The organism is Bradyrhizobium sp. RP6, from assembly GCF_003837805.1.
Lineage (GTDB): Bacteria > Pseudomonadota > Alphaproteobacteria > Rhizobiales > Xanthobacteraceae > Bradyrhizobium.
The window spans coordinates 13,320-35,453 of sequence record NZ_RQIT01000010.1 but is presented as its reverse complement, the minus strand read 5'-3'; the positions used below and the strand labels follow the sequence as shown (position 1 = coordinate 35,453).

Sequence of the window (22,134 nt, the reverse complement as noted above, 5' to 3'; positions counted from 1 at the left end):
GATAATGCCAGCGCGCGTTGAGCCGATGCGCGCTTGCGCATCAGCGCGAGCGTCACGACTCCTCCACATTTGCAGGGAACCTAGCTGCACATCGTTCGTTCATTGAATGGACAAGTGCGCTCGCCCCACTGGAGGACACAATGAAGAAACTTGCGCTCGCCGCGTCGCTGATCGTTGCGGCTGGCCTCACACTGACAAGCCCTGTACTGGCCAAGGGCGGCCATGGTGGCGGTCATGGTCATGGTCATAAGATGGGCCATCATTACCATGGCACGCCGCCCGGATGGCACCATGGGCGCAAGGTCGGCTGGCGCGGTTACGGCTGCCCGCCCGGCCTGTGGAAGCAGGCTCGCTGCTGAGGCTTGATCCGAAACGCAGCAAGGCGTCGCCCTAGAAGCGGGCGGCGCCTTCTTCATATGCCGAGCCGGTCGCGCACGCGGCCCGCGATCACTGCGGTCGTCACGCCAACGGGCCAGAACGCGTGCATCGGGATCGGCTTGATGCCGGTGATGGGCATATCGATCTCCGCCTTCGGCCCGCCGATCAGACGGCGGGCGAGCTGCGCGCCCATCGCGGTCGAGAGCGCAACGCCGCGGCCGTTGCAGCCGAGCGAGATCAGGATGTTTTCCGCGGGCTCATGCACGTGGGGGTAATGATCCGCGGTGATAGCGAGGCGGCTATTCCAGCCGTGCGTCCAGGCGACGCCCTTCAGCTGCGGCCACAGTCTCTCGGCATATCGCATCAGATAGGCGACGTCGTCGGGCGATTTGATCCAGCGCATCGGACCGCGCCCGCCCATCAACAGGCGGTTCTGCTGATCGATGCGGTAGTAGACCGTGATGTGGCCGCTCTCGTAGAGCACGGGACGGGTCGGCATGATCGAGCGGGCGACAGCGTCAGGCAGCGGCGCGGTGGCGGCGACCGAGGAGAACATGGGCACGATGGTGCGGCGGAGCGCCGGCCAGAGATCATCGGTGAAGCCGTTGGTGGCGAGCAGCACTTTTTCCGCGTGCACCACCGCGCGTGGCGTCTCGATGCGCCAGCGCGAGCCGTCGCGGCGCAGCGACAATGCCGGTGTCTCGCCAAAGACCTTTGCGCCGGCGGAGATTGCCGCGCGCGCGAGACCGCGGGCGTAGCTCAGCGGATGCAGGTCACCACCGCTTCTATCCAGCATGGCCCCGATGTAACGATCGGTGCCGGTCATCTCGCGGAGCTGCTCGCGATTGAGATATGTCACCGGCATGCCGCGGCGGATGCATTGCTGCGCGGTCTTCTCGATCGCGGCGGCGCTCGCTTCGTTGTAGGCCGCGCGTAGCGTGCCGTTCTGGCGCGCCTCGCACGGGATCTGGAAGCGGCGGATCAGATCATGCGTGAAGTTGGTGGTGCCGTAGGCGAATTCGATCATGCGGCGACCGAGCTCCGCGCCGAAATCGGCTTCGATCTGATCGGGGTCGTGCTTCAGGCCCGGATTGGTGTGGCCGCCGTTGTTGCCCGACGCGCCCCAGCCGGGCTCCTGCGCTTCCAGCACGATCGCCTCGACACCCTGCTCGGCGAGATGCAACGCGGTGGACAGGCCGGTGTAGCCGCCGCCGACGATCGCGACGGAAACATTTTTGTCGACGTCGAGCGGCGGCGTGGCAACCGGCGCGACGGCGGTGTCGGCATAGAGCGAGGGCGGCAGAGGCAGGCGCGTCATGGCGAGGTCCGGTCAGAGCGGATGCAGCACACGGCGCAGGAAGTCCTGCGTGCGCGGATGCTGCGGCTGATTGAGCAGCGCCTTGGCCGGCCCCTGCTCGACGATGACGCCGCCGTCGATGAACAGCACACGGTCGGCGACGTCGCGGGCAAAGCCCATCTCGTGGGTGACGACGACCATGGTCATACCGTCGTCGGCGAGCTTGCGCATGACGCCAAGCACGTCGCCGACGAGCTCGGGGTCGAGCGCCGAGGTCGGCTCGTCGAACAGGATTGCCTTGGGCTGCATCGCAAGTGCACGCGCGATCGCGACGCGCTGCTGTTGGCCGCCGGAGAGCTGCGGCGGATGCGCGTCGGCCTTTTCCGCGAGTCCGACCTGGGCGAGCAGCGCGCGGCCGCGCTCGAATGCGGCGGCGCGCGGCTCCTTCTTCACGTAGAGCGGTCCCTCGACCACGTTCTCCAGCACCGTGCGATGCGGGAACAGATTGAAGCGCTGAAACACCATCGAGACCTGGGTGCGGATGTTCACGATCGAGGGCGACTCACGGTCGACCTTCAGGCCCTCGACGCTGATCTCGCCGCGGTCATAGCTCTCCAGTCCGTTGATGCAACGCAGGATGGTCGACTTGCCGGAGCCGGAGGGCCCGATGATGCAGACCACCTCGCCCTTCTGGACAGAGTCCGTGATGCCCTTGAGCACCTCGACCTTGCCGAAGCTCTTGTGGACGTCGTTCAGCTCGATCATCGCTTGCCGGCCCGCTTCTCGAAGTGACGGACCAAGAGGATCAGCGGAATGCTCATGGTGAGATACATCAGCGCCACCAGCGTGAACACGCTGGTGTTCTTGAAGGTCGAGGACGCGATCAGCTTGCCTTGCAGCGCGAGCTCGGCGACCGTGATGGTCGAAGCTTGCGAGGAGTCTTTCAGCATCATGATCATGACATTGCCGTAGGGCGGCAGCACGATGCGCACGGCCTGCGGCAGCACCACGCGCCGCATGGTGAGCCACCAGCCCATGCCGATCGACTGCGCCGCCTCGATCTGGCCCTTGTCGATCGCCTCGATGCCGGCGCGGAAATTCTCGGCCTGGTAGGCCGAATAGGCGATGCCGAGCCCGAGGATCGCGGCCTGCAGCGCCGACAGCGTGACGCCGAGATCGGGCATCACGAAATAGAGGTAGAACAACAGCACGATGATCGGGATGCCGCGGATCACGTTGATCAGGCTGGCGCTGAGCATCGACAGCGCCTTGATGCCGGAGACCCGCATCATCGCCCAGACGAGGCCCAGCACCGTCGAGAGCAGCAGCGAGCCGATCGTGACGACGATCGTCAGCGCGACGCCATTCATCAGGATCGGGAAGAACTCGACGGCGTCGTGCCAGAAGCCTTTCATCGGGCAGCCTTCATCGATCAGACGCTGACGATCAACCCTGCGCCTTCAGGCCCCATTTATCGAGGATCTTGTCGATGGTGCCGTTGGCTTTGAGCTTCGCGAGCGAGACATTGATCTTGCCGAGCAGCGCGGTCTCGCCCTTGCGCACGCCGATGCCGACCGAGCCGACCGTGACCGGCTTGTAGCCGTCGACCAGGCGCACCTCGGGGAAGCCGCCCTGCTTCAGATTGTAGGCGAGGATCGGATAATCGGCGTAGCCGGCCTTGAGGCGGCCGGTGTTCACGTCGCGCAGGATGTCGGGAATGGTGTCGTAGGCCTTCACTTCGGCGAACAGGCCGGTCTTCTTCAGCGCGTCGACGAAGGCGGTGCCGACCTGGGCGCCGACCGTCTCGCCCTTCAGATCGTCCTGCGTGGCGTAGGCCTTGGTGTCGCTCTTCGGCACCACGAGGCCCTCGCCGTAGCTGTAGATCGGGTCGGAGAAGTCGACGACCTCCTTGCGCGGCGGCGTGATGAACATCGCAGCCGCAATGATGTCGATCTTGCTCGATGTCAGCGACGGGATCAGTGCCGAAAACTGCATCGGCTCGATCTGCACGTTGAAGCCGGCATCCTTGCCGACCTCGGTGATGAGATCGACCATGATGCCCTGGATGGTGTTGGTCTTGGTGTCGAGGAAGGTGAAGGGAATGCCCGTGGGCGTCGAGCCGACCTTCAGCACTTGTTGCGCCGAAGCCGGCACTGCTGCGGCAATCGCGAGCGCCGCGACTGCGGCCTGAACAAAACGCTTCATCGCATTCCCCCTTTGGGTCCGGCCGGTGGCGGCGCTCGCGATTGTCGTGATCAGACGTTGCGAGCCAAGCCATTTCGGCCTATTTTCACCAATATGAAAATTTGGTCACACTTTCGCGATCGATGCAAGCGGTTTTCATGCACATGAAGGAAGCGGTTGGCGTGAGCGGTGGCAAAAGAATGCGCAAACCTGCCGCCGCAAAGCCGGCCAGGAAAAAGCCGGCCAAGGTGAAAGCCGTCGCCAAAGTGGCCGAGCCGGCGATGGACGTCGCCGTCGGCCGCCGCATCAGGGATCTCAGGCGGGTCAGGCAATTCTCGCTGGAAACGGTTGCTGCGCGGACGGACCTGTCGATCGGCTTCCTCAGCCAGATCGAGCGCGGGCTGTCCTCGCCGTCGCTGCGCGTGCTGGCAACGCTCGCCGACATGCTCGGCGTCGGGATCGCCGCGCTGTTCGGCGCGAGCCCGAGCGCCGACGGCGCATCCGACCAGGTGGTGACGCGCGGCCTGCAACGCCCGGAGTTGAAGCTCTGGCGCACCGGCGTGTCAAAACAGTTGCTGAGCCCGGCCAGCGCCGACAACAAGCTCAACCTGTTCCTGGTGCATCTGGAGCCCGGCGGCTCCACCGGGGACGAACTCTACACTCATGATGGTGAAGAAGCCGGCCTCGTGCTCGAAGGCGAGATGATGCTGACGGTCGACAGCGAGACGTGGTCGCTGAAGAGCGGCGACAGTTTTCGCTTCGCGAGCCGAAGGCCGCACCGGTTTTCAAATCCGGCGAACGATGCGAAGTCCGTGGTGCTGTGGGTGAATTGCGTGACGGGGGCCGGGTAGCGCTGTTCGCAACGTAACCACCCGTCATTGCGAGGAGCCCTTGCGACGAAGCAAATCCAGACTGTCACCGCGGACAGTTACTGGATTGCTTCGCTGCGCTCGCAATGACGTGGATAGAGTCTAGCCGAACCGGTGCTTGTACCGATCCACCGTCAGCGCGCTGACGTCGATGTCCGGCTTCCTGCCCGACAGCATGTCGGCGAGCACGCGGCCCGAGCCGCAGGACATGGTCCAGCCGAGCGTGCCGTGGCCGGTGTTGAGGAGGAGATTGGCGTAGTGCGTCGGGCCGATCACGGGCGGGCCGTCCGGCGTCATCGGGCGCAGGCCGCTCCAGAACGTCGCCTTGGCGAGATCGCCGCCGCGCGGGAACAGGTCGGTCAGCGAATGATCGAGCGTGGCGCGGCGCGCATCGTAGAGCTTGTCCGAGAAGCCCGAGATTTCGGCGGTGCCGCCGACGCGGATGCGATCGCCGAGGCGGGTGATCGCGACCTTGTAGCTCTCGTCCATCACGGTCGATTCCGGCGCGCCGGAGGCGTCGTTGATCGGCACCGTGATCGAATAGCCCTTCACCGGATAGACCGGCAGCGAGATGCCGAGCGGCGCGACCATCTGCGACGAATAGCTGCCGAGCGCGAGCACGTAACTATCTGCCTGCAACAGGCCGGCACTGGTCGCGACGCCGCTGACGCGCGCGCCGTCGGTGACGATGCGATCGATGCCGGTGTTGAACATGAAGCGCACGCCGAGCGCCTGGGCGTGCTTGGCGAGTGACTGCGTGAACATGTGGCAGTCGCCGGTCTCGTCCTGCGGCAGACGAAGGCCGCCGACGAACTTTTCCTTCACGCCGCCGAGCGCCGGCTCGACAGCAATGCAGCCCTCGCGGCTCAGCACCTCGAAGGGCACGCCGTATTGCTTGAGCACCGCGATGTCTTCGCCGGTGCCGTCGAGCTGCGCCTGGTAGCGGAACAGCTGCAGCGTGCCTTGCGCGCGATCGTCATACTGGATGCCGATGTCGCGGCGCAGGTCGCGCAGGCAATCGCGGCTGTATTCCGCGATCGGAATCATCCGGCTCTTGTTGACGGCGTAGCGCTCGCTGGTGCAGTTGCGCAGCATCTTGAGCAGCCAGACCCACATGACAGGATCGAGCTTCGGCCGGATCACCAGCGGGCCGTGCTTCATCAAGAGCCACTTGACCGCCTTCACCGGCACGCCGGGGCCGGCCCAGGGCGAGGAATAGCCCGGCGACACCTCGCCGGCATTGGCGAAAGAGGTCTCCAGTGCCGGCTCGGGCTGACGGTCGACGACCGTCACGTCATGACCGGCACGTGCGAGGTAGTAGGCAGAGGTGACACCGATGACACCGCTGCCGAGGATCAGAACTTTCACGCTTCGTCAAACTCCCGCGGCATCACGCTCGCCGCTGCAAGGAAACAACTCGCAACGGCGAGAGCAATTATCAGGCCACCTTCTTGATGGCGTCGCCGAGGATCGAGACCATCTGGTCGATGTGGCTCTTCTCGACGATGAGCGGAGGCGACATCGCGACGGAGTCGCCGCCGGTGCGAAGATAGAGGCCGCTGTTGAAGCATTCGACCAGCATGTCATAGCCGCGCGCGCCGACCGCGCCGTCGCGCGGTGCGAGCTCGACCGCACCCATCAGGCCGCAGTTGCGGATGTCGACCACGTTCGGCAGCCCCTTCAGCGAATGCAGCGCATCGCGCCAGTATTCGGCGAGCGAGGCACCGCGCGTGAGCAGGCCCTCGTCCTTGTAGATGTCGAGGGTCGCGATGCCGGCGGCACACGCCACCGGATGCGCCGAATAGGTGTAGCCGTGGAACAGCTCGATCTGGTTCTCCGGGCCGTTCATCATGCCGTCGTAGATCTTGCGGCTGGCGAACACCGCGCCGCAGGGCACGGTGCCGTTGGTGATGCCCTTGGCGGTCGTCATCAGGTCCGGCGTGACGCCGAAGAAGTTGGCGGCGAACGGCGTGCCAAGGCGGCCGAATCCGGTGATGACCTCGTCGAAAATCAAGAGGATGCCGTGCTTGTCGCAGATCGCGCGCAGGCGCTGGAGATAGTTCTTGGGCGGCGGCAGCACCGCGGTCGAACCCGGCACCGGCTCGACGATGACGGCGGCGATCGTCTCGGCGCCGTGCAGGGCGACCAGACGCTCGAGATCGTCGGCGAGCTCGGCGCCATGCTCGGGCAGGTCCTTAGCGAAGGCATTGCGGGTGAGATCATGGGTGTGGCGGATGTGATCGACGCCCGGCAGCAGGGTGGTGAAGGCGCGGCGGTTGGCGACCATGCCGCCGACCGAGGTGCCGCCGAAGCCGACACCGTGATAGCCGCGCTCGCGGCCGATCAGGCGGGTGCGGCTCGCCTGTCCGTTGGCGCGGTGATAGGCGAGCGCGATCTTCAGCGCGGTGTCGACCGACTCGGAGCCGGAATTGGTGAAGAAGACGCGGTCGAGACCCTTCGGGGCGATCTCGGCGAGACGCTCGGCGAAGTCGAATGCCAGCGGATGGCCCATCTGGAACGACGGCGCGAAGTCCAGCGTCATCAGCTGGCGCTCGACGGCGGCAGCGATCTGCTTGCGGCCGTGGCCGGCATTGACGCACCAGAGGCCGGCCGAGCCGTCGATCACCTGGCGGCCGTCGACACTGGTGTAGTACATGCCCTCGGCCGAGGAAAACAGACGCGGCGACTTCTTGAACTGCCGGTTGGCCGTGAACGGCATCCAGTACGAATCGGTCTTGATGGTGTTCGGAATCTGATGAAGGGTCACGGCCGCGCTCCTTTGCTGACCCCATAGCTGAGCCACGGTTTCGGAACCGCAACAAGTCCTTTTCTGGCGACCTGCAAGCCATTGATTCGACTGGGGCTGCCGGTGCATATTTGCGCGATCCGCAACACCTGCAACAGGGCTTGGGCTATGAGCGTCGACATCGGTGGACGGCTGCGATTCATCCGGGCGCGCCACAAGCTGTCGCAGCGCGAGCTGGCCAAGCGCGCGGGCGTCACCAATTCGACGATCTCGCTGATCGAATCCAACCAGATGAACCCCTCGGTCGGGGCGCTCAAGCGCATCCTCGACGGCATCCCGATGGGACTCGCCGAGTTCTTCGCGCTGGAGCCGGAGTCCAGGCGCAAGATCTTCTACCGTGCCGAGGAGCTGACGGAGGTCGGCAAGAAGCCGATCTCCTACCGGCAGGTCGGCGACAATCTGTTCGGCCGTAGCCTGCAGATCCTGAAGGAGCGCTATGAGCCCGGCAGCGACACCGGCCGCGTCCACCTCGTCCATGAGGGCGAGGAAGGCGGCATCGTGATCTCTGGCAAGCTCGAGGTCACCGTCGAGGACGAGCGCCGCATCCTCAATCCCGGCGATGCCTATTATTTCGAGAGCCGCCGTCCGCATCGCTTCCGCTGCGTCGGCGGCAAGCCGTGCGAGGTGATCTCGGCCTGCACGCCGCCGACGTTCTGAAGGCGCGACAAGATATCCGGACTCTTACGGACTCACCGGTTTCTTACGGAGCTTGAGCCATCTCAATTTCCGCGGGCCGCACCGCTATATATTGCGAACCATAGCCGAGCAGCCTGGCGCAAAAGGTGCTGAGGTTATCGCCCGGATGCCGAGGCACTCCGGGGCCGCTTCGTAACAGGGCTCGCAGATGAAGATCACGCTCGCCAATGCAGAAGCTGCGCTCGACGAAGTCCAGCGCGACGCCGACAAGCTCCATTCGCGCGAGTTGCGCAAGGCCATCGCCGAATACATCGAAACGCAGCGAGAGGCGCTCAAGGCGATCCGCAAGAAGCTGCATTAACGAGACGCGGCGGAGCGAGAAGATTCCGCCCCGCCCTATCCCTCAAAGCTGCGTCAGCAACTCCTCGATCCGGATCGGAAAGCGGCGGACGCGCACGCCGGTTGCGTGCCAGACCGCGTTGGCGACCGCACCGGCGCTGCCGGTGATGCCAATCTCGCCGACGCCCTTGATGCCGAGCGCATTCACATGCGGATCGTGCTCCTCGACCGTGATCACGTCGAATGGCGGCACGTCGGCATTCACCGGGATGTGGTACTCACCGAGATTGGCGTTCATGATCCGTCCGCTGCGCCGGTCGGTGATGGCCTCCTCGTGCAGCGCGAACGACATGCCCCAGATCATGCCGCCGAACAGTTGGCTCTGCACCATGCGCGGATTGACGATGCGCCCGGCCGCGAAGGCCCCGACCATGCGGGTGACGCGGACCTGGCCGAGCTCGGGATCGACCTTCACTTCCGCGAACACCGCGCCGTGGGCGTGCATCGCATATTCCTCCATCGCGGCAGGGTTCGGCGCGCCGGTGCCGCGCGCCTCGACCTCGGCGACGCCGGCTCGCGCCAGGATCTCGGAATAGCTCTCGCTGCGGCTCTCGTCGTCGCGACGGATCAACCTGCCATCGCGCGCGATCACGCCGGCATTGCCGGCGCCGAACAACGGCGAGCGTTCGTCATTGGTGGCGAGATCGGCGAGCCTGGCAATCACGGCCGCTCCGGCACTGTGGATCGCCGCACCGGCGGTGGCCGTGTGCGCCGAGCCACCGGCAATGCCGGCATCCGGCAGGTCTGACGTCCCCGCCTTGAACTCCACGCGGTCGACATCGAGGCCAAGACCGTCGGCGGCGATCTGGGCGAGCGCCGTCCAGGCGCCCTGCCCCATATCGTGCGCGCCGATTTCCATCACGCCGGAGCCGTCGCGGCGGATCGCCGCCCGGGCTTCGGCCTGGAACATCAGCGCCGGGAAGGTCGCGGTCCCCATGCCCCAGCCGACCAGAAGGCCGGCATCGTCGCGCATCTGCCGCGGCTGCAGCAACCGCTTCGCCCAGCCGAAGCGCGCTGCGCCCTGCTCGTAACAGGCTCGCAGCGCCTTGGAGGAGAACGGTCTGCCCGTCATCGGCTCGACCTCGGCGTAGTTCTTCAGGCGGAAGGCCAGCGGATCCATGCCGCAGGCCCAGGCCATCTCGTCGATCGCGCTTTCGAGCGTGATCGAGCCGGTCGCCTCACCCGGCGCGCGCATGAACAGCGGCGTGCCGGTGTTGACGCGCACGGCGTCATGCGAGGTGCGGATCGCAGGCGCCGCATAGAGCGTGTGCGAGGCATCGGCGGCCGGCTCGTAGAAATCGTCGAACGTGCTCGACACGGTCCGCGCATGGTGATCGAGCGCGGTCAGACGTCCCTCGCCATCGGCGCCAATGCGTAGTCTCTGACGCGTCGGCGCGCGATGGCCGACCGGGCCGTACATCTGCTCACGGCGCAGCACCAGTTTGACCGGCTTGCCGACGAGCTTGGCGGCCATGATACCGAGGACCGGCGGACCGCCCATCAGCCCCTTGGAGCCGAAGCCGCCGCCGAGGAAGGGACTGCGAATGTGGATCTTGTCGTGCGCGATGCCGAACAGTTCGGCAATGCGCGCCAGCGACAGCATCAGACCCTGGGTCGGCATGTCCACGGACAGCCTGTCGCCATCCCATTGAACCACGATCGCATGCGGCTCCATCGCGTTGTGATATTGCGGCGGCGTCTCGTAAGTCGCGTCGATCCGCTTCTCGGCCGAGGCAAGGCCCGCCTCGACATCGCCGCGGTGATTTTCGGCGGGGTTTCCGACGCCGACAACGGGCGGCACGAAACTCTCGCCGGCGTCGAGGCCGACCAGCGGAGGCAGGGTCTCGTAGCGAGGCGCCAGCAGCGCCGCGCCTTCCGTGGCCGCCTCCAGCGTCTCCGCGATCACGACCGCGATAGGCTGGTTGGCGTAACGGACTTCGTTGCTGTGCAACGCTTCCATCCGGAACACGAACGGATTGGTCTTGATCTCCGGATCGATCGCGAGCTGCGGCTTGTGGTCCGGCGTCATGACGTCGACGACGCCGGGATGGCGCTTGGCCGCGGCGACATTAAGCGAAGTCACGCGGCCACGCGCGATGCTGGATACGGCGATCACCGCGAACAGCATGCCGGGCGGATGATTGTCGGCGGCATAGGTCGCCTGTCCCGTGACCTTGAGGATGCCGTCACGGCGGGTCAGCGGCTGGCCGATATTCGAGCCGTGCCTGAGATGGGCGGGCGCGCTGGTGAGGTTGAGCTCAGGCATGGATGGCTCCGGAGATCGAGGCAAAGGGAGAGGCCGGCAGCGCGGGGATACGCGCAGGCGTGCCGGCGGCCGCGAGTAGCAGCGCGCGCACGACGATACGGCGCGCGAGCTCGATCTTGAAGGCATTGTCGCCGGACGGTTTTGCGCCCTCGAGCGCCCGCCAGGCCGCCTCCTGGAACGCGTCTGCCGTGGGCGCGACATTCCTGAGCACGTCCTCCGCCGCGCGAGCGCGCCAGGGCTTTGCGGCGACACCACCGAGTGCAAGCCGCGCCTCCGCGATCTTGCCGTTCTCGATCCGCAGAGCGGCGGCCGCCGAGACGATGGCGAAGGCATAAGACGTTCTCTCGCGCACCTTCAGATAGCGCGCATGCGACGCAAACGCGCGCGCCGCCGGCGGCAGGCGCACCGCGACGATGAGATCGCCGGGCTCGAGCGCGGACTCGCGCTCGGGCGCATCGTCCGGCAGGCGATGCAGTTGATCCAGCGCGATCTCGCGCCGGCCATTGCTGCCCTCGATCTCGACGACGGCGTCGAGCGCGACCAGCGGGACGCAGAAGTCGGACGGATGCGTGGCGATGCAGCTCTCGCTCCAGCCGAGCACGGCATGGCTGCGGTTCTCGCCGTCGCGGGCGTCGCAGCCGCTCCCGGCCTCGCGCTTGTTGCAGCGGCTGGCGGTGTCGTAGAAATACGCGCAGCGTGTCCGTTGCAACAGATTACCGCCGACGGTTGCGGCATTGCGCAACTGAGCTGACGCGCCGGAGAGCAGGGCTTCGGCGACGGCCGGATAGGATTTTGCAAAGGTCGCGTCATGCGCGAGATCGGCGTTGCTGACGAGTGCGCCGATACGCACACTGCCGTCGGCGAGAGTCTCGATTTGGTCGAGGCCATCGAGATGCGTGACATCGACCAGCCGATCCGGACGGCTGACGCCGCCCTTCATCAGATCGAGCAGATTGGTGCCGGCGGCAAGGAAGACAGCGCCGGGCTGAGCGGCGGCGGCGACCGCTTCTGCAACCGAGGCCGGCCTGACATAATCGAACGGTTTCATGCGGAGCGCCTCTGGTTGGATTCGTCCATCTGTCCTTGGGCGTCGAGCACGGCATCGACGATGCCGGCATAGGCGCCGCAGCGGCAGAGATTGCCGCTCATGCATTCGCGGACGCGTTCAGGGTCATTGCCGGTCTGGCCTTCGCGCATCATGCCGATCGCGCTCATGATCTGGCCGGGCGTGCAGAAGCCGCACTGAAAGCCGTCATGGGCGATGAAGGCAGCCTGTACCGGGTGAAGCTGGTCGCCGCGTGCGACACCTTCGATGGTGAGGATGTCGGCGCCGTCGTGGCTGATCGCGAGCGCGAGGCAGGAATTGATGCGCTTACCGTCGACGAGGATGGTGCAGGCGCCGCACTGGCCGCGGTCGCATCCCTTCTTGGTTCCGGTCAGATGGAGGCGCTCACGCAGGAGATCGAGCAGCGTGACGCGCGGATCGTCGAGAACGAAATCGCGCCGCGCACCGTTCACGGTGAGGCTGATGGAGTGGTTCATACAAGGCTCCCATCAGATATGGACATGAGTCATCGCCCAGCGCGCCACCGCCGTGACCGCTGTCGAATAGCGCCGCCCGAACATGATGCGGCCGGCGCTCGAACGAAGATACGGAGGCGGCCTCCGCTTAACAAGGGCCGCCCGGAAAAATCTGGAATTCGTCAAAAGCGCGTGCGTCACCAACGCGATGCAGCGCCCCAAGGGTTCAAGAAGGGTTCAATCTAACCAATTCGTGATCTACATTGCGCGCCATGGACGACCAGACCGACCAGACCCGAAAGCCCCGCGCCGACGCCGTGCGCAATCGCGAGCGCGTGCTCGAAGCGGCGAAGCTGGTGTTCAATGCGGGCGGTTCGGAGGCGAGCCTGGAAGCAGTGGCAAAGCGCGCCGGCGTCGGCATCGGCACGCTGTATCGGCATTTCCCGACGCGCGAGGCATTGTTCGAGGCGGTGTACCGGCGCGAGGTCGAGCAGCTCAGCGAGCTCGCCGAGCAATTGAAGAATGCGAAGGATCCGGTCGAGGCGCTGCGGCGCTGGCTGCGCTCGGGAGTCGAGTTTGTTGCGACCAAGAAGGGGATGATGGCGGCACTGGCGCTCGCGGTGCAGAGCGGGTCGGAGCTGCATGCCTTCTCCTTCGAGCGTCTGACCAAGGCGATCGGCTCGCTGCTGGACCGTGCGGTTGCAGCCGGCGAGATGCGCGCCGACATCAACCCCGAGGATCTGCTGCGCGCCTTCTTCGGCATGTGCTACGTGCACGACCAGCCCGGCTGGCAGGCGACGGCGCTGCGCCTGCTCGACGTGTTCGTCGACGGCTTGAGGGTGCAGGCCGCTATGAAAGCCAGGCCGCGCGCCATCGCCAAACCTGGGAAGAAGGTCGCGAAGCAAAAGCGATAACCGGCGGCGGCAAGGTCACCACAGCCTAAGGCCGGGCAGGCGGCCTAAGTCGCAAAACCCGGGCCGGTCTTCGTCGCGCTCATCCGCGCGCGAATCAGCAGCAGAACGACGATGCCGATGTTCAGCGCATTCCACGCCACGCCGTTCGCGAACGCCGCGGCATAGGAGCCGGTGGCATCGAAGATGACGCCCGACACCCAGCCGCCGAAGGACATGCCGAACACGGAGGCGAAGATCACGATGCCGACGCGCGTCGCCGCCTCGCTCGCCGGCATCGCCTCACGCACGATGATGGCGTAGCTCGGCACGATGCCGCCCTGGAACAGGCCGAACATCGCGGAGATCAGATACAGCGAGGTCAGGCTGTCGAAGAACAGATAGAACACCAGCGCGAACCCCTGCGCCAGCGATCCGACGAGCAGCGTGCGGATGCCGCCGATCTTGTCGGCGAGATAGCCGGAGCCGATCCGGCTGATGATGCCGCAGCCCATCATCAAGGACAGCATCTCGGCGCCCCGCGCCACGCCATAGCCGAGATCGCCGCAATAGGCCACGATATGCACCTGCGGCATCGCCATGGCGACGCAGCAGGAGATGCTGGCGATCGAGAGCAGCACGGTCAGCGTGTTGGTCGACAGCCTGAGATCGACCCGCGGCGGCGGTGCGTTGGCATGATCGTGGAGGGTGTCGCGCCCCATCTGCGCCCGCAGAATCAGCACCAGCACCGTCATCAGGCCGGCGCAGACGATGCCGATGCCGATATGGGTGTAGCGCCAGCCGATCTCCTGCGTGCCCCAACTCACAATCGGCGGCCACATCGTGCCGGCGACATAGTTGCCGCTGGCGACGATGGTCACCGCCAATCCGCGATAGCGCTCGAACCAGTGCGAGGCTTCGGCCATCAGCGGCGCGAAGGTCGCGGAGGTGCCGAGCCCGATGAGGAAGTAGGCCGCCACGAACTGCCAGAGGTGGCTGGACAGGCCCGCGAGCACGTTGGCGACGCCGAGGAAGGCGATGCTGATCGCCATGGCCGGCACGATGCCGAACCGGTCGGTGATCTTGCCGGCGATCACGCCACCCAGCCCGAAGCCGAACATCATGAGGGTGAAGGCCAGCGACACCGCGCCGCGCGTGGCGCCGAATTCGGCCTGCACTACGGGAATCACGACCACGACCGCCCACATGCCGACGGCGCCGATCGAGCCGATCACAAGTGCAATGACGAGCCGCATCCAGGCCTGACGGGAATCAGGGCTGAATGATTGAGGCGTCTGTCCTGGATGATTTGGCGCGTGCACGGGCCGGAACATGGCCCGCGGATCGCCGCAGGGTCAAGCATTGTGGCGCGATATTGGGCATGCGCGGTGCACTGCGGTAAGAAGGCGCTTGGCGACCGCGCAATTTGCCACTAGTTTGCAATTCGCGTGTGCACCTTTGCCGCGCGGAGAGCCATGCCGGCGGAATGTTGCTGCGATTGACGCGATCGATGCGGATCAGGGTGGGGCGGATCATCGCCCTCGCCTACCTGTTCTGCGTGCTCGCGCCGGCTGCGGCGCTTGCCTGGGGCGATGGTCCTGCGCCGTGCCTTGACGACGCACTCCTCGCAGATCGCGTGCCGGCGCATCACCAGATGCCGACCAGCCATCTGCATGGCGATGCCTCGCACGAACACGCGGGAACCCACGCTCACCACCAGACGGCCGCGCAGGACGCGCCTGCTCCGCATCATCACGGCGACGCGGGAACAGTGGGACCGTGCTGCGCCATGATGTGCGTGAGCGCGCTGCCGGCCGATCTGCCCGGCGTCGCCACGCCGATGCTGCCCGTCTCCGCCTGTGCGCCCGAACTCGTGGCCAGCCTGCACAGCGCGGCGCCGCCCGTGCACTACCGCCCCCCCATCGCCTGATCTGACGCGACGATTTCGGGCCGAGCGCGCTTTTGCGCGCGCGAACCTGTGGTCTCCAGATCAGGGATGAGTGATGTTCACGCTTTCGGGGGCGAAGTCCGCCGCATCTGCGGTGGGTGGACGCCAGTTTCGATTGAATTCGCTGCTGCTGGCCCTTGCTGCGCTGGGGCTGTCCGGCTGCATGCCGGCAACGACACAAGTCGCCAGCGCCGATCCCGCAGATCCGGCGGCAAAAGTGGCACGCATCGGCTACCGCTCGACCATTGCGCCCTATACCAGCCTGCGCCCTGCGACGCCGGCGCCATGGCGAGGCCGCAACGACGCTGTGACGCCGCAGCCGAAGCAAGACCGGTAGGAACGCGCCATGACACGCCATCTTGCGCCGGGCCTGCTCGTCCTCATTGCGCTCAGCGTTTCCGGCTGCGCCGCGTTCTGGCCCGACGGCGGGATGACTGCCGTCTCGGATCTGACGAGCCAGACCATCAACAAGGACGTCGCCTTCGTGCGAACGGCCGAGGGCGCCAGCGCGGTCGACGCGCGCGTTCGCCAGCTGTTGTCGCGGACGCTGAGCGCGGATGCCGCCGTGCAGATCGCGCTGCTCAACAACAAGGGACTGCAAGCCGTTTATAACGAGCTGGCGCTGGCCGAGACCGATCTCGTCGAGCAGAGCCTGCCGCCCAATCCGGTGTTCGCGGTTTCGCGCATCACGGGCAACGGCGCCAGCGAGATCGAGCGCCAGGTGGTCGGCGACATCCTCGCGCTGGCCACCCTGCCGTTCCGCTCCGATATCGCCCGCGACCGCTTCCGCGGAGCGCAGTTACGCGCGGCCCTGGCGACGCTGCGACTCGCCGCCGACGTCCGCCGCGCCTATATCCGCACTGTTGCCGCCAATGAGATGGTCGCGCTGCTGACGGACGCGAAGGCCACGGCGGAATCCACCGCGCAGCTCGCGGTCAAGCTCGGCGAAACCGGCTCGCTCAACAAGCTCGACCAGGCCCGCGAGCAGGTGTTCTATGCCGAAACCACCGCCGACCTCGCAACAGCGCGTCAGGCGGCGACGAGCGCGCGCGAAAGGCTGGCGCGCCTGATGGGGCTGTGGGACGACGGTCTCGACTTCCGCCTCCCCGATCAAATGCCGCCGCTGCCGCGTCGGCCGCAGGCCTTGCCCTCGATCGAGGTCGATGCCGTGGCGCACCGCATCGACCTGCAGATTGCACGGCTTGAGCTGGCGGCGCTGGCGAAAGCCCTGAACCTCACCGAGGCGACGCGCTTCGTGACACTGCTCGATCTCGCCGGCATCTCCCGGCGCACCCAGGATCCGGAAGGGCCGCCGTTCCGCGAACGCGGCTTCGACGTGCAGTTCCAGATCCCGATCTTCGACGGCGGCGAGGTGCGGGTGCGGCAGGCCGCCGAAACCTACAATCTCGCCTTCAACCGCCTGACCGAGCGCGCGGTGAATGTTCGCTCCGAAGCGCGCGATGCCTATCGTGTCTATCGCTCCACCTACGACATCGCCGGCCATTACCAGCGCGAGATCATCCCCTTGCGGAAGATCATCACCGAGGAGATGCAGCTGCGCTTCTCCAGCATGCAGGTCGACATTTTCGCGCTCCTCACCGAGGCGCGACAGCGCCTGGCGTCGCTGCGCGGCGCGATCGATGCCAGGCAACGGTTCTTTCTCGCCCAGGCCGATTTGCAGACTGCCGTCAACGGCGGCGGCGTGCCGACGGCCGGCGGCGACAGTCCAACCACCATCGCCGCGGCAGCGCCTGCCGCCGGCGGCCACTGAGATGGAGGCCAGCATGTTTTCCCGGCGAGGATTCTTAGGCAGCGCGGCGCTTGCCGGCGCGTCGGCCATCAGCGGCCGTGTGCAAGCCGCTTCGATTCCGGAAGCGCCCACCATGGACAAGGTGGTGATGCAGCCGCCGCTGCATCCGATCAGCGGGCCCGACTACCGGCCAGTGGTCACGCTGAACGGCTGGTCGTTGCCGTTCCGCATGAACGGCGACTGGAAGGAATTCCATCTCGTCGCCGAACCGGTGGTGCGGGAATTCGCCGAGGGCATGAAGGTGAATCTGTGGGGCTACAATGGCCAGTCGCCGGGCCCGACCATCGAAGCGGTCGAGGGCGACAAGCTCCGCATCTTCGTCACCAACAGACTGCCCGAATACACCACCGTGCACTGGCACGGCATGATCATTCCGAGCGGCATGGACGGTGTCGGCGGACTGACCCAGCCGCACATCCAGCCGGGCAAGACCTTCGTCTACGAATTCGAGATGAAGAAAAGCGGAACCTTCATGTACCACCCGCATTCCGACGAGATGGTGCAGATGGCGATGGGCATGATGGGCATGGTCGTCGTGCATCCGCGCGACCAGAGCTTCCGACCGGTCGACAGAGACTTCGTCTTCGTGATGAGCACCTACCGCGTCGACCCCGGCACCTATCTGCCGCATGTCAACGAGATGACCGACTTCAACATGTGGACCTGGAATGCGCGGGTATTTCCCGGCATCGATTCCCTGCCGGTCCGGCTCGGCGACAAGGTGCGCGTGCGCATCGGCAATCTCAGCATGACCAACCATCCGATCCATCTGCATGGCCACAGCTTTGCGGTGACCTGCACCGACGGCGGCTGGATCCCGGAGAGCGCACAGATCCCCGAAACGACCACCGACGTGCCGGTCGGCGCTGTCAGGGTGTTCGACGTGCTCGCCGACAATCCCGGCGATTGGGCGTTCCACTGCCACAAGTCGCACCACACCATGAACGCGATGGGACACGATGTGCGCAATCTCATCGGCGTGTCGCGCAAAGACCTCGCCAAGGCCGTCGGCAAGCTTGCGCCTGACGGCATGGCCATGGGCTCGACCGGCATGGCCATGGGCAACATGGAGATGCCTGCGCCCGACAACACGCTGCCGATGATGACCGGCACCGGCCAGTTCGGGCCGATCGAGATGGGCGGCATGTTCACGGTGATGAAGATCCGCGAGGACCTCGCGCGCGACGATTACCGCGATCCCGGGCCGTACAAATTCCCGCGAGGCACCGTCGCCTACGAAGTGGCCGCACCCGCCATCGAGCCGGCTCGGCAGAAGCCGGGAGCGCCGATGAAGAACATGAAGATGTGAGCGTTTCAATGAACGAACAACCGGAGACCAGGATGAAGACCACTATCACGCTCGGCCTCGCACTGGCTGCGCTTTCGACCGCGCCGGCCCTTGCCCATGACAAGCACGGGCACGCGACCTTTTCGGCCGGCGAGCCCGGCGATCCCAAGAAGCCCGCACGCACCATCGAAATTCTGATGAATGAGATGGACTACACGCCCGCGAAAATCGAGGTGAAGCGCGGCGAGCAGATCCGATTCGTGCTGCGCAACGTCGGCAAGGAGGACCACGAATTCCTGCTGGCCACGACCAAGGAGAACCTCGCGCATGCGGATCAGATGAAGAAGCATCCGCACATGGAGCACGACGAGCCCAATGCGGCGCGGCTTGCTCCAAAAAAGACGGCCGAGATCCTCTGGAAGTTCAGCAAGCGCGGCACCTTCGAATATTCGTGCCTCATTCCCGACCATCGCGAATACGGCATGGTCGGCCAGGTCACCGTGAAGTAAGCAATGGAGACTCTCATGAACCGCATCATTGGTATCGTTGCTGCACTGGCACTGAGCATTGGCCTTGCGACCGTAACGCTCGCAGCCGAGGGCGCCGTGATCAGCGGCGAGGTCAAGAAGATCGACGAGGGCGCCGGCAAGATCACGCTCAAGCACGGACCGGCGAAGAGCCTCGGCATGGAGGAGCCGATGACCATGGTCTATCGCGTCAAGGATCCCGCCATGCTCAAGCAGGTGAAGGTCGGCGACAAGATCACCTTCGAGGCCGAGGAAGCGGCGTCGGGGTACACCGTGACCAAGATGCAGAAGGCGAAGTAGGGCCTTGCCCCCTGCCCCGTCATTCCGGGATGGTCCGCAGGACCAGACCCGGAATCTCGAGATTCTCAGGTGCGCAATTGCGCACCGTAGTTCGGTGCTTCGCACCGCCCCGGAATGACGGGCAAAACGCCAGCTCCCCTTCCCACCCCCTCCGTTAACCCTTTGCTAACCATACACCCGGCAAGAATTGCCGGGTGAAGTCGAGTGTCGTCGGCCGCGTTTAGAACGGGAGCTCCCGTGGACGCCAGTGCGGTGCCTCACTTTCGGAACGGCGGCCCATCGGCCGCCGCGCAGACGTTTGGGGCGCGCGGACGGCAGTCCCGCGGGGAGGCAGCTACCATGGTCGACGTCACGGCGGGACAGGGCGTAGGCAGCGCGAAGCCCGGCATTCCCTCCCTCAACGAGATCGTCACCATCCTCAAGCGCGGAGATATCGCGCTGGCGCTCGGCGTCCTCACCATCCTGGTGGTGCTGATCCTGCCGCTGCCCGCGATCGTGCTGGATCTGTTCCTGGCGATCTCGATCACGCTCTCGATCCTGATCCTGATGACATCGTTGTTCATCCAGGCGCCATTGGAATTCTCGGCCTTCCCAACCGTCCTGCTGATCTCGACCATGCTGCGCCTGTCGCTCAACATGGCCTCGACCCGCCTGATCCTGTCGCATGGGCACGAGGGCACGGCCGCTGCCGGCCACGTCATCGAAGCCTTCGGCAACTTCGTGATGGGCGGCAATTTCGTCATCGGCATCATCGTCTTTGCCATCCTGATCATCGTCAACTTCGTCGTCATCACCAAAGGTTCGGGCCGCATCGCCGAGGTCGCCGCGCGCTTCCACCTCGACGCCATGCCCGGCAAGCAGATGGCGATTGACGCCGACCTCTCCGCCGGCCTGATCGACGAGAAGGTCGCCAAGGAGCGACGCAAGGAGCTGGAGGACGAGAGCGGCTTCTTCGGCGCCATGGACGGTGCCTCCAAGTTCGTCCGGGGCGACGCCATCGCCGGCCTGCTGGTCGTCTTCATCAATGTCGTCGGCGGCATGATCATCGGCGTGGCGCAGCAGGGCATGTCCTTCGCCGACGCCGGCCGCACCTACACGCTCCTGACGGTCGGCGACGGTCTCGTCACCCAGGTGCCGGCGCTGATCGTCTCGACCGCGGCCGGCCTGCTCGTCTCCAAGGCCGGTGTGTCCGGCGCCGCCGACAAGGCGCTGATGAAGCAGTTCTCCGGCTATCCGCAGGCGCTCGCGATGTCCTCGGCGGTGATGCTGGTGCTGGCGGCGCTGCCGGGCATTCCGACCCTACCCTTCCTGGCGCTCGGCGCCGGCGCCGGCGCGCTGGCCTGGAACGCCCGCAACCGCAACCGGGTCACCGCCAAGGCCGAGGCAGCCGCCAAGGCCGCGCCCGCGCCAGGTCAGCCCGGTGCACCGGGGGCCGCTGCGACCGAAGAGCCGATCTCGGCAGCGCTCAAGATCGACGACCTCAAGATCGAGCTTGGCTATGCACTGCTGCAGCTCGTCAACGGTCCCGACGGCACCGACCGTCTCACCGAGCAGATCAAGGCGCTGCGCCGTTCGCTCGCGATCGAAATGGGTTTCGTGATGCCGGCGGTGCGCATCCTCGACAACGTCCAGCTCGAGGCCAACACCTACATCATCAAGATCAAGGAGGTCGACGCCGGCACCGGCAAGATCTGGCCGAACCAGTTCATGGTCATGGATCCCGGCGGCAGCCAGGTGCAGGTGCCCGGCATCCACACCACCGAGCCGACCTTCGGCCTGCCCGCGACCTGGGTCGACGCCAGCCTCAAGGAAGAAGCCTCTCTCAAGGGCTACACCGTGGTCGACGCAGCGACCGTGCTCTCGACCCACCTCACCGAGTTGCTCAAGGCCAACATGTCGGACCTGCTCTCCTATGGCGAGGTGCAGAAGCTGCTCAAGGAGTTGCCGAAGGAGCAGAGCGAGCTGGTCAAGGACATCGTCCCCGGACAGGTCACGGTCTCCGGCATCCAGCGCGTGCTGCAACTGCTGCTCGCCGAGCGCATCTCGATCCGCGATCTCTCGACCATCCTCGAAGGCATCGCCGATTCGCTCGCCTTCTCGCGCAACCCCGCCACCATGGTCGAGCACGTCCGCGCCCGCCTGGCGCGGCAAATCTGCGCGCAGAACACCTCCTACAACGGCTATCTGCCGCTGATCGCGCTGTCGGCGCGGTGGGAGCAGGCCTTTGCCGAATCCATCATCGGCCAGGGCGAGGAGCGCAGCCTCGCGATGCAGCCCTCGAAACTGTCGGAGTTCATGACCGCTGTGCGCGAGGCGTTCGAGCGCGCCGCCCGCGAAGGCGAGGCCCCGGTGCTGGTCACGTCTGCGGCAATTCGTCCGTTCGTCCGCTCTCTGGTGGAGCGCTTCAGGGCCCAGACGACCGTGCTGTCGCAGGCAGAAATCCACCCCAGGGCGAGGCTGAAAACGGTCGGAAGCATCTGATTTGCCTTAAGAAGCCGTGTGTTTTTCAGCCACAGGCAAATGGTTTTTGAGTTCCTGGCGCCTTGTCGACCCAATGCTGGCGCGGCACCCGAATTGCAGGCCAAGCACTTGAAATAATTAAGTGATTTAACGATCGACGATCATTCTTGCTCGCGAGCTTTCACGTCGCGTCACGCCCTTGTGATCGCCCCTTGGGAACGAATCCCGCCAATACTACGTTGTTGGGCACCGGAAGCATGAACCTGCCTGAACTGGCTGGCGACTACTTCGGGTAGATGGCGGCAGGAGGCTTCCATGAACCACTCGATCTACAGCGCAGATCGCTCGACCCATTTGAAAATCGTGGTCGTAGCCCTCGTCGCGGGGATCGCGGTGGCAGGCCTCGGCATTACGGCGCGTTCGGGCTCCGATGAAGGTTTGACCCAGACCGCCCGCGTCATCAAGGCCGGCAAGCCGGTCGTTGTCACCAGTTCGGACGCATCCCTTGTTCGATAAGGAGATCTAGAGTTTCAGGAATTCACGCGGCTCTTTACC

The 22,134-nt window shown here is 65.5% G+C and carries 23 protein-coding genes; 13 read left to right on the top strand and 10 right to left on the bottom strand.

The genetic code is table 11. The features are described from left to right. Positions 1-140 precede the first annotated feature (140 nt). On the top strand, positions 141-359 hold the full coding sequence (locus tag EHH60_RS37605; protein ID WP_199751611.1) for a hypothetical protein: 219 nt from the start codon (positions 141-143) through the stop codon (positions 357-359). Positions 360-412: 53 nt separating this feature from the next. Here EHH60_RS37605 and EHH60_RS19475 read toward each other — a convergent pair whose 3' ends face one another. The 4 genes from EHH60_RS19475 to EHH60_RS19460 are packed head-to-tail and all read right to left on the bottom strand — an operon-like array spanning position 413 to position 3,880. Beyond that, entirely contained in the window at positions 413-1,696 is a 1,284-nt protein-coding gene (locus EHH60_RS19475; protein WP_124161064.1) for an NAD(P)/FAD-dependent oxidoreductase, read from the bottom strand. A 12-nt stretch (positions 1,697-1,708) separates the two neighbouring features. Continuing rightward, positions 1,709-2,440: an amino acid ABC transporter ATP-binding protein gene (locus tag EHH60_RS19470; RefSeq protein ID WP_124161063.1), complete on the bottom strand. Its 732-nt coding sequence runs from the start codon at positions 2,438-2,440 to the stop codon at positions 1,709-1,711. Then, positions 2,437-3,090 (bottom strand): amino acid ABC transporter permease, encoded by a 654-nt coding sequence (locus EHH60_RS19465; RefSeq protein WP_061879382.1) that lies wholly within the window; start codon positions 3,088-3,090, stop codon positions 2,437-2,439. Before EHH60_RS19465 ends, EHH60_RS19470 begins: the two co-directional genes overlap by 4 nt. A gap of 31 nt (positions 3,091-3,121) precedes the next feature. Next, positions 3,122-3,880 (bottom strand): ABC transporter substrate-binding protein, encoded by a 759-nt coding sequence (locus EHH60_RS19460; protein WP_124161062.1) that lies wholly within the window; start codon positions 3,878-3,880, stop codon positions 3,122-3,124. A 179-nt stretch (positions 3,881-4,059) separates the two neighbouring features. Between EHH60_RS19460 and EHH60_RS19455 the strand changes: the two genes are divergently transcribed. Beyond that, positions 4,060-4,710 (top strand): helix-turn-helix domain-containing protein, encoded by a 651-nt coding sequence (locus EHH60_RS19455; RefSeq protein WP_199751608.1) that lies wholly within the window; start codon positions 4,060-4,062, stop codon positions 4,708-4,710. A gap of 120 nt (positions 4,711-4,830) precedes the next feature. On the opposite strand, the gene EHH60_RS19450 is transcribed toward EHH60_RS19455, so the two are convergent. Both EHH60_RS19450 and aptA read right to left on the bottom strand, forming a co-directional pair. Then, positions 4,831-6,096 (bottom strand): D-amino acid dehydrogenase, encoded by a 1,266-nt coding sequence (locus EHH60_RS19450; RefSeq protein WP_124161060.1) that lies wholly within the window; start codon positions 6,094-6,096, stop codon positions 4,831-4,833. 70 nt (positions 6,097-6,166) lie between these two features. After that, a complete protein-coding gene (gene aptA, locus EHH60_RS19445; protein WP_124161059.1) occupies positions 6,167-7,495 on the bottom strand; it encodes an omega-aminotransferase AptA in 1,329 nt (442 codons plus the stop codon). Positions 7,496-7,642: 147 nt separating this feature from the next. Here aptA and EHH60_RS19440 point away from each other — a divergent pair, with 147 nt between their 5' ends. Together EHH60_RS19440 and EHH60_RS37600 are read left to right on the top strand one after the other, a co-directional pair. Further along, complete coding sequence (locus EHH60_RS19440) at positions 7,643-8,191, top strand: cupin domain-containing protein (RefSeq protein WP_028180135.1); 549 nt, start codon at positions 7,643-7,645, stop codon at positions 8,189-8,191. A gap of 187 nt (positions 8,192-8,378) precedes the next feature. Then, complete coding sequence (locus EHH60_RS37600) at positions 8,379-8,531, top strand: hypothetical protein (protein ID WP_199751607.1); 153 nt, start codon at positions 8,379-8,381, stop codon at positions 8,529-8,531. 42 nt (positions 8,532-8,573) lie between these two features. On the opposite strand, the gene EHH60_RS19435 is transcribed toward EHH60_RS37600, so the two are convergent. From EHH60_RS19435 to EHH60_RS19425, 3 genes are read right to left on the bottom strand one after another with little or no spacing between them, the layout of a single operon-like run. Then, positions 8,574-10,835, bottom strand: coding sequence for a xanthine dehydrogenase family protein molybdopterin-binding subunit (locus tag EHH60_RS19435; protein WP_124161058.1), 2,262 nt, complete (start codon positions 10,833-10,835; stop codon positions 8,574-8,576). Beyond that, complete coding sequence (locus EHH60_RS19430) at positions 10,828-11,883, bottom strand: FAD binding domain-containing protein (RefSeq protein WP_124161057.1); 1,056 nt, start codon at positions 11,881-11,883, stop codon at positions 10,828-10,830. The genes EHH60_RS19435 and EHH60_RS19430 overlap by 8 nt, the downstream gene beginning before the upstream one ends. Continuing rightward, entirely contained in the window at positions 11,880-12,377 is a 498-nt protein-coding gene (locus tag EHH60_RS19425; RefSeq protein ID WP_124161056.1) for a (2Fe-2S)-binding protein, read from the bottom strand. The genes EHH60_RS19430 and EHH60_RS19425 overlap by 4 nt, the downstream gene beginning before the upstream one ends. A 251-nt stretch (positions 12,378-12,628) precedes the next feature. Here EHH60_RS19425 and EHH60_RS19420 point away from each other — a divergent pair, with 251 nt between their 5' ends. After that, positions 12,629-13,270, top strand: coding sequence for a TetR/AcrR family transcriptional regulator (locus EHH60_RS19420; protein WP_124161055.1), 642 nt, complete (start codon positions 12,629-12,631; stop codon positions 13,268-13,270). A 44-nt stretch (positions 13,271-13,314) separates the two neighbouring features. On the opposite strand, the gene EHH60_RS19415 is transcribed toward EHH60_RS19420, so the two are convergent. Beyond that, the gene (locus EHH60_RS19415) at positions 13,315-14,580 is read right to left on the bottom strand and encodes an MFS transporter (RefSeq protein ID WP_124161054.1); all 1,266 of its coding nucleotides are present in this window, start codon (positions 14,578-14,580) and stop codon (positions 13,315-13,317) included. A gap of 152 nt (positions 14,581-14,732) precedes the next feature. On the opposite strand from EHH60_RS19415, the gene EHH60_RS19410 reads away from it, so the two are divergent. From EHH60_RS19410 to EHH60_RS19370, 8 genes are all read left to right on the top strand, one after another. Then, positions 14,733-15,176 (top strand): hypothetical protein, encoded by a 444-nt coding sequence (locus EHH60_RS19410; protein WP_124161053.1) that lies wholly within the window; start codon positions 14,733-14,735, stop codon positions 15,174-15,176. Positions 15,177-15,249: 73 nt separating this feature from the next. Continuing rightward, positions 15,250-15,531, top strand: coding sequence for a hypothetical protein (locus EHH60_RS19405; RefSeq protein WP_124161052.1), 282 nt, complete (start codon positions 15,250-15,252; stop codon positions 15,529-15,531). A gap of 9 nt (positions 15,532-15,540) precedes the next feature. Continuing rightward, entirely contained in the window at positions 15,541-16,965 is a 1,425-nt protein-coding gene (locus EHH60_RS19400; RefSeq protein ID WP_124161051.1) for a TolC family protein, read from the top strand. A 13-nt stretch (positions 16,966-16,978) separates the two neighbouring features. Then, entirely contained in the window at positions 16,979-18,313 is a 1,335-nt protein-coding gene (locus EHH60_RS19395) for a copper oxidase (RefSeq protein ID WP_124161050.1), read from the top strand. 32 nt (positions 18,314-18,345) lie between these two features. Further along, a complete protein-coding gene (locus tag EHH60_RS19390) occupies positions 18,346-18,801 on the top strand; it encodes a cupredoxin domain-containing protein (RefSeq protein ID WP_199751605.1) in 456 nt (151 codons plus the stop codon). Between the two features lie 15 nt (positions 18,802-18,816). Then, positions 18,817-19,119: a copper-binding protein gene (locus EHH60_RS19385; RefSeq protein WP_124161048.1), complete on the top strand. Its 303-nt coding sequence runs from the start codon at positions 18,817-18,819 to the stop codon at positions 19,117-19,119. 339 nt (positions 19,120-19,458) lie between these two features. Beyond that, positions 19,459-21,600: a flagellar biosynthesis protein FlhA gene (gene flhA / locus EHH60_RS19375; protein WP_199751603.1), complete on the top strand. Its 2,142-nt coding sequence runs from the start codon at positions 19,459-19,461 to the stop codon at positions 21,598-21,600. A gap of 294 nt (positions 21,601-21,894) precedes the next feature. After that, positions 21,895-22,095, top strand: coding sequence for a hypothetical protein (locus tag EHH60_RS19370; protein ID WP_061879401.1), 201 nt, complete (start codon positions 21,895-21,897; stop codon positions 22,093-22,095). Positions 22,096-22,134: the final 39 nt, after the last annotated feature.

Bases quoted from the DNA above. Each gene is read 5' to 3' on its own strand.
- EHH60_RS19390 (WP_199751605.1), top strand. From the start codon at position 18,346: ATGAAGACCACTATCACGCTCGGCCTCGCACTGGCTGCGCTTTCGACC.
- EHH60_RS19465 (WP_061879382.1), bottom strand. From the start codon at position 3,090: ATGAAAGGCTTCTGGCACGACGCCGTCGAGTTCTTCCCGATCCTGATG.
- EHH60_RS19395 (WP_124161050.1), top strand. From the start codon at position 16,979: ATGTTTTCCCGGCGAGGATTCTTAGGCAGCGCGGCGCTTGCCGGCGCG.
- EHH60_RS19425 (WP_124161056.1), bottom strand. From the start codon at position 12,377: ATGAACCACTCCATCAGCCTCACCGTGAACGGTGCGCGGCGCGATTTC.
- EHH60_RS19415 (WP_124161054.1), bottom strand. From the start codon at position 14,580: ATGTTCCGGCCCGTGCACGCGCCAAATCATCCAGGACAGACGCCTCAA.
- flhA (WP_199751603.1), top strand. From the start codon at position 19,459: ATGGTCGACGTCACGGCGGGACAGGGCGTAGGCAGCGCGAAGCCCGGC.
- EHH60_RS19455 (WP_199751608.1), top strand. From the start codon at position 4,060: ATGCGCAAACCTGCCGCCGCAAAGCCGGCCAGGAAAAAGCCGGCCAAG.
- EHH60_RS19430 (WP_124161057.1), bottom strand. From the start codon at position 11,883: ATGAAACCGTTCGATTATGTCAGGCCGGCCTCGGTTGCAGAAGCGGTC.
- EHH60_RS37600 (WP_199751607.1), top strand. From the start codon at position 8,379: ATGAAGATCACGCTCGCCAATGCAGAAGCTGCGCTCGACGAAGTCCAG.
- EHH60_RS19385 (WP_124161048.1), top strand. From the start codon at position 18,817: ATGAACCGCATCATTGGTATCGTTGCTGCACTGGCACTGAGCATTGGC.
- EHH60_RS19460 (WP_124161062.1), bottom strand. From the start codon at position 3,880: ATGAAGCGTTTTGTTCAGGCCGCAGTCGCGGCGCTCGCGATTGCCGCA.
- EHH60_RS19405 (WP_124161052.1), top strand. From the start codon at position 15,250: ATGTTCACGCTTTCGGGGGCGAAGTCCGCCGCATCTGCGGTGGGTGGA.
- EHH60_RS19370 (WP_061879401.1), top strand. From the start codon at position 21,895: ATGAACCACTCGATCTACAGCGCAGATCGCTCGACCCATTTGAAAATC.
- EHH60_RS19400 (WP_124161051.1), top strand. From the start codon at position 15,541: ATGACACGCCATCTTGCGCCGGGCCTGCTCGTCCTCATTGCGCTCAGC.
- EHH60_RS19470 (WP_124161063.1), bottom strand. From the start codon at position 2,440: ATGATCGAGCTGAACGACGTCCACAAGAGCTTCGGCAAGGTCGAGGTG.
- EHH60_RS19440 (WP_028180135.1), top strand. From the start codon at position 7,643: ATGAGCGTCGACATCGGTGGACGGCTGCGATTCATCCGGGCGCGCCAC.
- EHH60_RS19420 (WP_124161055.1), top strand. From the start codon at position 12,629: ATGGACGACCAGACCGACCAGACCCGAAAGCCCCGCGCCGACGCCGTG.
- EHH60_RS19410 (WP_124161053.1), top strand. From the start codon at position 14,733: ATGTTGCTGCGATTGACGCGATCGATGCGGATCAGGGTGGGGCGGATC.
- EHH60_RS19475 (WP_124161064.1), bottom strand. From the start codon at position 1,696: ATGACGCGCCTGCCTCTGCCGCCCTCGCTCTATGCCGACACCGCCGTC.
- EHH60_RS37605 (WP_199751611.1), top strand. From the start codon at position 141: ATGAAGAAACTTGCGCTCGCCGCGTCGCTGATCGTTGCGGCTGGCCTC.
- EHH60_RS19435 (WP_124161058.1), bottom strand. From the start codon at position 10,835: ATGCCTGAGCTCAACCTCACCAGCGCGCCCGCCCATCTCAGGCACGGC.